Annotated in this window: 13 protein-coding genes; 1 reads left to right on the top strand and 12 read right to left on the bottom strand. The window is 43.9% G+C overall.

The window, feature by feature from the left end; genetic code table 11:
* Positions 1–179 precede the first annotated feature (179 nt).
* Positions 180–524 (top strand): DUF3634 family protein, encoded by a 345-nt coding sequence (locus tag AB4238_RS16685; RefSeq protein WP_372034444.1) that lies wholly within the window; start codon positions 180–182, stop codon positions 522–524.
* Positions 525–562: 38 nt separating this feature from the next.
* On the opposite strand, the gene AB4238_RS16680 is transcribed toward AB4238_RS16685, so the two are convergent.
* The 12 genes from AB4238_RS16680 to AB4238_RS16625 all read right to left on the bottom strand — a co-directional run bounded on the left by AB4238_RS16680 (position 563) and on the right by AB4238_RS16625 (position 10,780).
* Positions 563–766: a hypothetical protein gene (locus AB4238_RS16680; protein ID WP_372034443.1), complete on the bottom strand. Its 204-nt coding sequence runs from the start codon at positions 764–766 to the stop codon at positions 563–565.
* Between the two features lie 131 nt (positions 767–897).
* A complete protein-coding gene (locus AB4238_RS16675) occupies positions 898–1,494 on the bottom strand; it encodes a DUF3833 domain-containing protein (RefSeq protein ID WP_372034446.1) in 597 nt (198 codons plus the stop codon).
* The gene (locus tag AB4238_RS16670; protein ID WP_372034442.1) at positions 1,488–2,057 is read right to left on the bottom strand and encodes a chalcone isomerase family protein; all 570 of its coding nucleotides are present in this window, start codon (positions 2,055–2,057) and stop codon (positions 1,488–1,490) included. Before AB4238_RS16670 ends, AB4238_RS16675 begins: the two co-directional genes overlap by 7 nt.
* Before the next feature lie 103 nt (positions 2,058–2,160).
* Positions 2,161–2,667, bottom strand: a complete 507-nt coding sequence (locus AB4238_RS16665; protein ID WP_372034441.1) for a DUF2878 domain-containing protein — start codon at positions 2,665–2,667, stop codon at positions 2,161–2,163.
* Between the two features lie 7 nt (positions 2,668–2,674).
* On the bottom strand, positions 2,675–3,916 hold the full coding sequence (locus AB4238_RS16660; RefSeq protein WP_372034440.1) for a class I SAM-dependent methyltransferase: 1,242 nt from the start codon (positions 3,914–3,916) through the stop codon (positions 2,675–2,677).
* Positions 3,917–3,918: 2 nt separating this feature from the next.
* Positions 3,919–4,686: a DUF1365 domain-containing protein gene (locus AB4238_RS16655; protein ID WP_372034439.1), complete on the bottom strand. Its 768-nt coding sequence runs from the start codon at positions 4,684–4,686 to the stop codon at positions 3,919–3,921.
* Positions 4,683–5,957: an NAD(P)/FAD-dependent oxidoreductase gene (locus AB4238_RS16650; RefSeq protein WP_372034438.1), complete on the bottom strand. Its 1,275-nt coding sequence runs from the start codon at positions 5,955–5,957 to the stop codon at positions 4,683–4,685. Before AB4238_RS16650 ends, AB4238_RS16655 begins: the two co-directional genes overlap by 4 nt.
* Positions 5,957–6,811 (bottom strand): SDR family NAD(P)-dependent oxidoreductase, encoded by an 855-nt coding sequence (locus AB4238_RS16645; protein WP_372034437.1) that lies wholly within the window; start codon positions 6,809–6,811, stop codon positions 5,957–5,959. The genes AB4238_RS16650 and AB4238_RS16645 overlap by 1 nt, the downstream gene beginning before the upstream one ends.
* Positions 6,808–7,341, bottom strand: a complete 534-nt coding sequence (locus AB4238_RS16640; protein ID WP_372034436.1) for a nuclear transport factor 2 family protein — start codon at positions 7,339–7,341, stop codon at positions 6,808–6,810. Before AB4238_RS16640 ends, AB4238_RS16645 begins: the two co-directional genes overlap by 4 nt.
* Positions 7,338–8,816, bottom strand: coding sequence for a deoxyribodipyrimidine photo-lyase (gene phrB, locus AB4238_RS16635; protein ID WP_372034445.1), 1,479 nt, complete (start codon positions 8,814–8,816; stop codon positions 7,338–7,340). Before phrB ends, AB4238_RS16640 begins: the two co-directional genes overlap by 4 nt.
* Positions 8,800–9,765 carry a MerR family transcriptional regulator gene (locus AB4238_RS16630; protein WP_372034435.1) on the bottom strand — a complete coding sequence of 322 codons (966 nt, stop codon included), beginning with the start codon at positions 9,763–9,765 and terminating at the stop codon, positions 8,800–8,802. Before AB4238_RS16630 ends, phrB begins: the two co-directional genes overlap by 17 nt.
* Positions 9,766–9,823: 58 nt before the next feature.
* On the bottom strand, positions 9,824–10,780 hold the full coding sequence (locus AB4238_RS16625) for a YbgA family protein (RefSeq protein WP_372034434.1): 957 nt from the start codon (positions 10,778–10,780) through the stop codon (positions 9,824–9,826).
* Positions 10,781–10,932: the final 152 nt, after the last annotated feature.

Here is a 10,932-nt window from a genome sequence, read left to right as displayed (position 1 = left end):
AAGAATAGAAGCATTGAATCGAACCCAAAGGGCCGCGTTTCTTGGCTATTTTTACTGTGTTGTAGACTATTTGTGGAGAATAACTAAACGGCATAGCCTCCGCCTTGTCAAAATAGCCAATAAACTGCGGCAAAAACAACCGTGAAAGATCTACAATCCCTAAAATAGAAGGAATAGATATGACACCAACGCTACTCAAAATCGCTTTTATTGCTATCGGTATCTTCATTGTCTACAAACTGATTTTCAGCGGTAAGAAAGGGTTAACCGTTTTTGAAATGCATTTTAAAGAAGGCAGATTAAACTCCCACAAAGGTAAAATCCCTGAAAAGTTCGAAAAAGAGTGTCGTGCAATAGCCAAAGCCAACAAACTGACTTGCACCGTTAGAGCAGAAAAACTCAACGGCGTCAGATTGCATGTATCCGCCAATGTTGGCGATGACATTACTCAAAGAATTAGAAACATGTTCCCCTTTGAGTATTACGATAAGAAACAGGTCGATAACAGCCGTAAAAGCTCTTAGTTATCAGCTATAAGCTAGAGCGTTCACTCTGTGGCGCTCTATTCTTTTGCTTTACCTTCCTGCTCTTTCTCATCAGTTTCCTTCACCAGCTCATCATTAATAATCGGAGTGTTGTCACTTATCATCGGCGCTTGTCGTGAGCCCATAACATCCTCATCTGAACTAGCTGAAACCGAATAGCTGGCATTAGAGCCACAAGCCGACAACAGTATAAACAAAGATAAAACTGCTAAATGTTTCATTAAAAAATTCCTTTTAAATAGACGAGTAATAGCAGCATAAATGAATTATCTAAAGAAAGTTAGCTATGTTTTACCTAAAAATGTGTCTATTGATTGGGGATTGGTTGGCCCAAAATCGGTCAGTGATTTGGTTACTTTGAATCGCTTTGTTTAGCGATCACCAAGGTCACCTCAGCCATGGTGATCCCAAACTTAATAATATCGGTGCGATTAATAATGGTATTTTCATCCACTAAAAACATCCAATCATCAAAGCGAACTTGGTATTCGCTGCCATCGACTGGCAATATCATCTCGTATTCCCACTGCAATGCCATACCTACTGCACGGCCAGTGGCTTCGCCAAGAATGTCGTTGGCAGTACCAGTATAATTACCATCGCCGAGACTGGTGATGTTCCAAATGCGGATCTGTTTTTCACCATCATCATAGACAAACCACTCTTTTATCTCACCAACATCAGCGTCCCATTTAGCGATCATCTCAACGGTAAAACGTCGCACCACATTACCGCTATAATCTTGTACCACCCCATGAGCCGTTAGTGGCCCATTGAAGAATGTTTTTAAATCTAGCGAAGGTGTGCTGCCTTGGTAATCTTCTATATCACGGCTGCTACAGGCGTTCAGTAGTAGAGCCGTACCGAAAATGGCGAACGCTTTAAGCAAAGTGCTAACGCGAGTTGATATCCGCGCACTCGATTTAAACTGATTGATGTTGTTTAACATTCGCATGCGATCTCCCCTAACAGCTGTTTACGTAATTCAGGTCGGCTGGTTTGAGATGATAACCAAATGGCGAGAAAATCTTCGCTAAAGCCTTCCGGCATTAGCTCTTCTAATGGCTTACCGTTAAAATAAAATTGACTACTATCTGGGCTTAGCACTTGCAGGCTCAAGGTGTCTCCTTCGTTCACGTCGGGCCATAACTCACTAAGCGATGCTTGCCACTGTAACTGACGGCTTTGATCTAACTGCAAATGTTGCCATTGGTCGACTGTTGCTTCGAGCAAACGCTCACTGGGGATATCTTGGTAGTACTCAATCTCTAGTACCATTGGATATGTCCCCTGATTGTATTCACCATCTACGGTTAGTAGACGAGCACGGTAGAGTGTGAACCACCACCATTCCATCTCACCTCTTCCCACTTCTTTGAGAGAGGCAATGTCTGCGGCTACATTCACTTGTGAATTCTTGCTGGCAACAAACTGTGCGCTCGCTGATAGTGCCTGCAGATCTGTAGGCCCAACAGTGCGAAGCTGCGGGTTATCAACCCCCTGCTGTGCCATAGAATGTGTGCTAATTGCGGCCGCAAAACAAATTGCTGATCGAAAAAGGAGAGAGGATCCCATGATAACCTTCCTGTAAAGGTATATCAGTCAGGTTAACGCTTTAACGTTGCCTACTGACATTAACAAATATAGGAAATATTACGAACCAGACACTAAATAGGATCATTACACTGGTTAAATACTCTTGTGGCAGCACTACGGCATCAAAACGTGCTCCAGCGAGGTAGCTGATACAACCAAATACACCACCAAGGATCGCATTGATATAAAAAGGCAGTCTTTGAGTAAAAGCTAAGCTATAGCGCAGACTTATAGCAAAGTGGCACCAAAGCAGCCCGAGCCAGTATGGCATTTGTTGGAACTCAAACAGCTGCATATAGGTAAGAAGCGAGTCGATAATCCCCCCGCAAGCAACCACTTTAACCATACTCAGCAGATCTGATTGCCTATGACTCGATAATGCAAAGTGCAGCAGCAATAACCCTGAGCTTATTGCTATTACGCTGTTCTGGTACAAGATAGATAACCACCACACAGCTTGAAACATCAGTAAATTAATCAGATTCAGCTGCGTTGTGGTGAGTTTTCCTGTTCGAGCTAGTAGCATCTTGACGCTATAGCTCTGTTCTATATTGTGGTCTAACGGCAACCAGATGCACTGTGCTGGTCGTGCGCTCAAGGAACCCGCCCTCACAGTAACTAAGGTAGAATTTCCACATTCTAATAAAGTCATCGCCATAGCCAAGCGCTTTGATCTTTGGCTGTGCGGCATAAAAGTTATTCTGCCAATCTTTAAGGGTCTTGGCGTAGTCTAGCCCCATGTCATCAACAGACCAAGTGACAAAATCAGTATGCTTGGTTAACTCGTTCGTCATGCGGGTCACTGACGGTAGGCAGCCACCGGGGAAAATATAGCGCTGAATAAAGTCGACACTTTTTCGGTAACTATTATAACGTTGATCAGCAATGGTAATGGCCTGAATAAGTAGTCGACCATTGGGCTTTAATAGTGATTCAAGTTTCTTAAAGAACCCCGGCAAAAACTCATGCCCCACAGCTTCAATCATCTCGATGGACACCACTCTGTCGTATTCACCCGTTAGTATTCGGTAATCATCTTTAAGCAAGCAAACGCTATCAACTAACCCCTCTTGTTCGACTCGGCTTTTGGCGTATTCAAACTGTGCATCTGAAATCGTAGTAGTGGTCACTTTAACGCCATAGTGTTTTGCCGCGTAAATAGCTAATGCCCCCCAACCCGTGCCGACCTCGAGTAGAGTTTGCCCCGCTTTTAAATCCAATCGCTGGCAGATAGTTTCAAGCTTATGTTGCTGCGCCTCATCAAGCGAGGCATCAGCGTGCGGATATAACGCGCTAGAGTAGAGCATCTCTTTATCTAAAAACGCTTGGTACATGTCATTACCCAAGTCGTAATGCGCTAGAATATTCTTTTTTGAGCCCGCTTGAGTGTTACGGTTAAACAGATGCCCAAGTCGACTAAATGGCGTGGTTAACCAAGATAGTTTCTGCTCGAGCTTATCGAGTAGCGGTAAGTTTCTAGCGAAAATCTGCACCACCTTGGTCAAGTCTGGGCTACTCCAGTGGTGCTGAATAAAGGCCTCTCCTGCACCAATAGATCCCGACAGTAATATCTGTCGGTAAAATCGTGGATGAGTCACCACCAAGGTGGCATGCAGATCAGAGTCTTTGTTACCGAACTCATAACTGCTGTCTCCATCAATAAGACTCAAGTGCCCATCAGCTAGCGCAGGCAATACACTTAGAAGCAGCTTTTTGGCTACATTATCCGGTAAACCCGCGCTCGCCAGACTTTTCTTAGTTGCTATATTTTCCATTATTATCTCTCCGCTGACTTACCGGGGTGCCCAATAAAAGGCACTCGCTTGATAAAAATTTTTAGTGCTTGCCAATAGATCCCTTGTACAATTCGCAGTGTCATCAATGGAAACTGCAGTAACATTTTCCGTAAACTCTGATGAGACATCTCTCGTCTAAATAAGCACAAATTGGCATCAAATAACTTTTGACTACTGCGGTTTTCAATACCCACTTTCACTGATGAGTTGGGCGGTTGAATGCGCCAAATATATTTCATGTCTAAGTCCATAAAGGGCGATACATGAAAGGCCTTATCACTCGGTTGTGGGTTCGCTAAATCAACCAAGTAATAGTGACGTTGATTCCAAGGGGTATTACTGACTTCCGCCAACATATATTTGGGCTCATCACCTTGGTAACAAAAGAAGCAGTTTATCGGGCTAAAGTAGATCCCGAAGTGACGCACCTGGCCGACAAATACCACTCGATTACAGGTTATTTTTGCACCAAGCACTGCTATTTTCTCAAGCACTTTTACCTTTAAATCATTCACTTTAGCTGAACCGACTGATTCTCGATTGGTCGCTCTCAAGTAATCATTTGGATTAAAGCGCAAGGGAGCAAAACCAGTTGCAGAAAAAAGCCAGCTCATCTGTTCGATCAAGTTAACTTCATCTAGATCTAGCACCAACATTGCCATTTGGTAGTCAAAATCGTGCTTACGCGGGCTATAGCGGCGATGCTTAACATCGCCTTTATAAACACCACTATTTAATTGAATGTTCATAGCTGTAGCCCAAATGATTCACACACATCAAAGGCACTATGCACACCATCTTCATGAAAGCCGTTGTACCAGTAAGCTCCCGCAAAGTGGGTGTTATTCACTCCAGAAATCAGCGTTCGCTGCGACTGAGCTTGCATCGTTTGCTCATTAAATACTGGGTGCGAATAGTTAAATACCCGCAGTACTTTGCTATTATCGATAAGTTCAGACTGGTTAAGCGTTACACAGAAAGTTGGCGCATCTATAGGCAAACGTTGCAAGATGTTCATGTTGTAAGTGACCGACGCTTGTTTGCGAGTATCGCCATCTAAGCGATAATTCCAACTGGCCCAAGCAGCCTTGCGCTTTGGTAATAAAGACTCGTCGCAGTGCAAAACCACTTCATTATTTTGGTAGGCAAGCTGACTTAATACGTTAACTTCATCTTCAGTGGCATCACTCAGCATGGCGAGTGCTTGGTCGCTATGACAGGCAAGTACCACCTCATCAAATTCTAACCACTGGCCATTAACCTGCAGCTTAACGCCATCGTCACTGCGCACTATTGCGCTTACCGGACTATTAAGGTGAATTGCAGATTTAAACGGTGCAATAAGGTCAGGTATGTAGCTACGTGAACCACCTTCTAATACGTACCACTGCGGTCTGTCAGTAATGTTTAGCAAGCCGTGATTTTGGAAGAACTGAATGAAGAAACGTAATGAAAATGCCTTCATGTCATCGATGCTTGAGGACCAAATAGCAGCGCCCATAGGCAGAATATAGTGCAGGCTAAAGAACTCACTAAAGCTTTCTTTTTCAAGCAGATCGCCAAGTGTTTGATAATCGTATCTATCGTCGACAAATGCTTGTTTACACAGCTTGTTAAAACGTAAAATTTCTCTAATAAATAGCCAGAAACGTGGGCGAAAGATATTACGCTTTTGCGCAAACAAGCTTGTTAGCGTATTGCCATTATATTCAAGCTGGGTCAGTGAGTTGTGCACGCTAAAGCTCATCTCTGTCGCCAGTGCTTTTACGTTTAAGCGGGCTAGAAGCTGCTCAAACCTTGGGTAGGTTCGGTCATTAAAGACGATAAAACCACTGTCAATGGCGTACTTTTTACCGTCTTTTTCAACATCGATAGTGGCAGTGTGGCCACCGATATAATCATTGGCTTCAAATACACTCACATCATGTTTTTGCGATAAAATATGTCCGCAAGTAAGGCCTGAGATCCCTGAACCTACAATGGCAATTCTTTTTCGATTACTGCTATCAATCGTTTCCATTAGCGCACCTTCCTATTCTCTGTAGGGATATTTGAGCGACTACTTTGGCCATGCTCATTAACATCATGTTGTGAGTTGTTTGTATTAATAGCTGATGATTCATCATGCTTTGGTTGCACTAACTTTTGCCAAACCCCTCGTGGTAACAGTGAGATAAATTTTAAAAGTAGAGTGAAACGACGTGGAAAGTGTATCTCTTGCTGACCTTTTGCTAAGCCACTTCGAATGGCAATAGATGCTTGCTGCGGCGTTTGTTGCATCGGCATTGCAAAGTCATTTTTATCTGTTAATGGTGTCTTCACAAAACCAGGACAGATAACGCTTACCCCTATCCCATGTGGCTTTAAATCAAGTGCTAGGCTGCTGGCGAGGTATTGCACAGCCGCTTTTGAAGCACCATAGGCCTCTGCTCTTGGAAACGGTAAGTAAACAGCGCTTGAGCCCATTAAAGCCAACTGGCTGCCACGAGACATTAACGGTAAAAAAGCACTAATGCAGTGACCCATCGAGATAACGTTAGTGCGGATAACTCGCTCAAACAATGCAGAGTCAAAGTGCAATGCATCGTCTACGTATTCACATGTACCGGCATTGAGAATCACCAAGTCCAAGTTTGTAAAGTCACCATTTTGAAGGCGCTCAGCTTCAGCCTTTACCGCATCAACATCATTAATATCAAACAGTAGTTTCTCTGCACCAACTAGCTTATCCAGCCCTTGTTTATTACGGCCACAAGCAAAGACTTTCCAGCCTTGCAGCAGGTAGTCACTGGCAAGCTGTAAACCAATACCAGAGCTAGCACCGGTGATCAGTACTGTTTTTTGTTGCTGCGAGGCCGAGGCTGAAGGATTCATTTGGCAACCTTAGACTTAATAAAACCAATCAAGCCACCCACTATTGGCAGCTGCTCATAGAGCATAGCGCCTAAGTCAAAGTAGTCTTGATGCTGGTTAATTTTGCCATCAAATGTCAGTAAACTAACGCCCTCAACACTAATGCCATTACCCGCGTTTAACTTGGGGTGAACAAGGTTCATGGTCCATTTCAATGCTGCGGTGCTTTCATCGCGGATCACTTGGTGGATAACGAAGTCTATCGACTCAACATTTTGATAAAGTGTTTTAAAATAATCCGTTAATGCATTGAGGCCGGCGATCTTATGTAGTGGATCACTAAAGCGGATGTCATCTGAGTAGATCTCATTGAGCAGCTCGAGATTGTCTTTGTTTAATTTTTGATACACAGAAACAAAGCGCGCTATAATCTCATGCGGCAATGCATCGGTACTTATCAACCGCTCATCTACTTGAACAGCTGGATCTGTAGTTTTGTTTGGCAAAACATTCAGAGTGTCGTGGTTTAGTGAATCTGCACTTGCTGTCATCCGAAAATCTCCTTATCTAGATCTACCGCTTCCACTTGGCTAACTCCGCGCTTCATTGCCGCTAGCTCTTTCAATGCTCTTTCGCGGGCAAATTTATGCTCGACGATAGGGTAAATATAGCTTTTGTTTGAAAAAAGTTCTGCTTGATTAGGTATTTTAAGTTTATGAATTAACTTTAAATCTACCGCTTCAAGCTCTGGTAAGTAGTTACGAATGAACCCACCCGTTGGATCAAACTTTTCGCACTGAGATATAGGATTAAATACTCTGAAATAGGGCTGCGCATCGCAACCAGTGCCAGCGGACCACTGCCAACCGCCATTATTGGCAGCCAGATCACCGTCAATAAGCTTCTGCCTGAAGTAACGCTCTCCCCAACGCCAGTCTATTAATAAGTGCTTGGTCAGAAAGCTGGCAACCACCATCCGCAAACGATTATGCATCCAGCCAGTTTGGTTTAATTGACGCATAGCGGCATCTACCAATGGATAGCCAGTGTTACCGTTACACCATGCTTCAAACTCTAGCTCGTTGTTTCTCCAAGCTATATTGTTAGCTAAGGGGTTAAAGTTTTGTCCTTTTGATAATCGAGGAAATGCCACCAGCAGATGTCGATAAAATTCCCGCCAAATAATTTCGTTTAGCCAGCAGCGGCCAGGACTTTGATCATTAATCAAAGCATCTGGAAAATGACTTAGCAACGCCACAATACACTGCCTTGCGCTAATAATACCGATGGCTAAGTAAGCTGATATTTGACTGGTACCATCAATGGCGGGAAAGTCACGATTAGCTTGATAGTCTGCCATTTTAGTCAAAGCAAACTGGCGTAGTTGCGTGAGTGCGACCTCTTCGCCAACCGCCCAAGCATCACTGGATACCTTGTCGCAATGGAGGGTGATTTTGTCAGTGATTAGCAATGGCGCACCAACAGGCGTGGGTGGAGCAATGGTATAGATAGCGCTTCGACTCGCTATTGCGCGCCATTTTTTAGCAAAGGGGGTGAATACTTTGTACATCTCTGCCGACAAGTTGAGCACGGTTAACGGCGCAATCAAACAGTGCTGCTGACAGAGCACCAACTCGACTTTATCGGCAACGGCCAGATCTCTTTGCTGCTCATTATATTCAGGCTCACAGCTGGCAAATACGTAATCGACCTGCCACTGGGTTGTGTATTGCGCGAGATAATCAGGGATCTGCTGGAAGCTACCTAGCTGATAAACATCTAGTGGGATCCCAAGTTCCGCCAGTGACATCGCAAGTTGGTTTAGCTGTCTTTCAATAAAATCTAGCTGAATTGGGGCAACGTCATGCTGCTGCCATTGCATTGGAGTCGCAATAAATAGCGCTCTGACTGAGTGACCTTCACGCAGTGCATGCTCGCAGGCAGCAACTAAGTTTTGATTGTCTTGCACACGTAAGTCATTACGAAACCATACAAGCGTATTTTCAGCTTTAGCTGTCATTTGCATCTCTCTCATTATTCATTTTAGTTGCAGTTTCTGCCGCTAATGTATTGCTTGATAACTGCTGCATGGAGATACTGGTTAACCCTAAAATACTGTTATTACTTGGGGCGTTGATGCCCCACAAGTGCAGTTCAACTTGTTGTTTTTTACTTAGCAGTTTTTTTCGTAACAACTGAACGATATGCGCATCTTCTGGGTTAAATTTAGGCGGGGCAACGAGCAACACTTGCTGACAACCGACCCGCTCAATCAGCTTTGAGACCTGCTCAAGCTCACTAATGGTAAGCTGCTGATGTTTAATATTGTTAGCACTGAGCTCTGCTGACAGCAGTATTGGCTGCCAGTCATCCACATCGCCAAAGCTCAGCAGTAATATTGCAGGGTTATGACTCTCTAATAACGCTAAACGCCTTGCAGAGAAAGCATCTGCTAACTCTCTTGCCAACCACGATCGAACAATTTTATCCTCACAGCTTAGTGCTGAACTTTTGCTAAAATCAGCTAGCCAAGGTAAAAACAGGCAAGTTTTTAGTACATTAAATGGGTAGATGGCTGTCAGTTCGCTAAGTTTGCGATGTAATCCACTGCCATCAAGGCTGATACAGCATTGATTCAAATAGCTAATATTCATCTGCCAGAAACTCACTTGCTCATCAGCATTGACTAAAGTCGAACTGGTAAAGGTTTGCTCGGATCCAGAAGCGGCGTCTTTCAGTAGTGGCTTCACTTTACTTATCGCAACGCCCTTATCGAGCCAACCTAAAACCTCTACAATTTGATCTATGTGTGTTTGGTTATATAGTCTGTGACCTTTGGCTGTACGCTTGGGGATTACAATACCGAAACGTCGCTGCCAAGCTCTTAACGTCACAGGGTTTACGCCTGTTTGCTCTGCCGCTTCACCGATACTAAACCAGGCTTCAGCTGTTGTTTCTGCCTTAAGCTGAGTCATGATCCCTCCCCACTGATGTTTACTGACTTTATCCAGATGACAATCACTCGCTAATCCATTAATACGCGTAGCGTAGCTTGAGCTCTTGTGGATGCGGGTTAAGGTAAACCTGCTTTTCAATATACGGCGTTGGAAACTCACGCAAATAATGGTTAATTAAGGTCATTGGCACCAAGATAGGCTGTAGCCCTTGGTTGTACTTTAAGATTGCTTCTGTGAGCTCTGCCTTTTGCGAGCTCGACAGGTGCTTTTTAAAATATCCCTGCATATGTTGCAGCGCACTGGTGTGGTTCTTTCGAGTCGCTTTGACCTTTAAGATCTGCATGAAGTAAGTGAAATAGGTATCAGCGATCTTGTTCAAGTCACCACTCATGTCCGCTAACAGAGGACCGAGCTCGCGGTAAAGCTTTGGGTTATGAGCCATCAACATGTATTTATAGCGAGCGTGAAAATCGAGAATATTACTCTTGGTAAAACCAGATGCTTGCAAGCAATGCCAATCGTGATAAGCATAAACACGGGTAAAGAAGTTCTCGCGGATTGGCAAGTCATGTAACCGCCCTTCCTCTTCAACGGGCAACAACGGATAACGTTCCATCAGTTTACGCGCGTAAACCCCAACACCTGATTTCCAACCATTATTGGTACCAAACTTGTATTCGGTTACACGTTCCATGCCACACGTTGGAGATTTTGCGCACAAGATATAGCCGCCGAGAAAATCCAGCTGTGCCACTTTTTTATCGCTAAACTCATTAAGTTTGTCGGTAACATCTATTGAGCCATCTGCACTTTTAACAAATATGATGTCACCCTTTTTTTCGAGGCGTACAGACTTTCTAGGCGCCCCCATGCCAATTGCCATCTCAGGGCAAACAGGTACATAGTCAAAATGTTCAGCGATCTCTTTTCGGCAGTAGCTTGAGGCTTTATGCCCGCCGTCGAAACGAACCTTCTCCCCCAATAAACATGCGCTTATTCCGATTTGAATTTTGTCTGAATTAAAATGGCTCATAGCATTACTCCCTTAATTTTAAAGTCATTACGCAGCATACTTGTACAAGGATCACTTTCTTGTACAAGTTTTTAATTCAGTATGGCAACTATCAGTATCTTTGCTGGCTTTATCCAAAAAAAACGCCAGCAATATGCTGTAATGCCGATCAT

This window comes from Shewanella sp. 10N.286.45.A1, assembly GCF_041470405.1.
Lineage (GTDB): Bacteria > Pseudomonadota > Gammaproteobacteria > Enterobacterales > Shewanellaceae > Shewanella.
Note: the sequence above shows the minus strand (reverse complement) of the source record. Positions and strands in the feature narration are given on the sequence as shown.

Coding starts and splice junctions, on each gene's coding strand:
- AB4238_RS16685 (WP_372034444.1), top strand. CDS start 180: ATGACACCAACGCTACTCAAAATCGCTTTTATTGCTATCGGTATCTTC.
- AB4238_RS16680 (WP_372034443.1), bottom strand. CDS start 766: ATGAAACATTTAGCAGTTTTATCTTTGTTTATACTGTTGTCGGCTTGT.
- AB4238_RS16675 (WP_372034446.1), bottom strand. CDS start 1,494: ATGTTAAACAACATCAATCAGTTTAAATCGAGTGCGCGGATATCAACT.
- AB4238_RS16670 (WP_372034442.1), bottom strand. CDS start 2,057: ATGGCACAGCAGGGGGTTGATAACCCGCAGCTTCGCACTGTTGGGCCT.
- AB4238_RS16665 (WP_372034441.1), bottom strand. CDS start 2,667: ATGCTACTAGCTCGAACAGGAAAACTCACCACAACGCAGCTGAATCTG.
- AB4238_RS16660 (WP_372034440.1), bottom strand. CDS start 3,916: ATGGAAAATATAGCAACTAAGAAAAGTCTGGCGAGCGCGGGTTTACCG.
- AB4238_RS16655 (WP_372034439.1), bottom strand. CDS start 4,686: ATGAACATTCAATTAAATAGTGGTGTTTATAAAGGCGATGTTAAGCAT.
- AB4238_RS16650 (WP_372034438.1), bottom strand. CDS start 5,957: ATGGAAACGATTGATAGCAGTAATCGAAAAAGAATTGCCATTGTAGGT.
- AB4238_RS16645 (WP_372034437.1), bottom strand. CDS start 6,811: ATGAATCCTTCAGCCTCGGCCTCGCAGCAACAAAAAACAGTACTGATC.
- AB4238_RS16640 (WP_372034436.1), bottom strand. CDS start 7,341: ATGACAGCAAGTGCAGATTCACTAAACCACGACACTCTGAATGTTTTG.
- phrB (WP_372034445.1), bottom strand. CDS start 8,816: ATGCAAATGACAGCTAAAGCTGAAAATACGCTTGTATGGTTTCGTAAT.
- AB4238_RS16630 (WP_372034435.1), bottom strand. CDS start 9,765: ATGACTCAGCTTAAGGCAGAAACAACAGCTGAAGCCTGGTTTAGTATC.
- AB4238_RS16625 (WP_372034434.1), bottom strand. CDS start 10,780: ATGAGCCATTTTAATTCAGACAAAATTCAAATCGGAATAAGCGCATGT.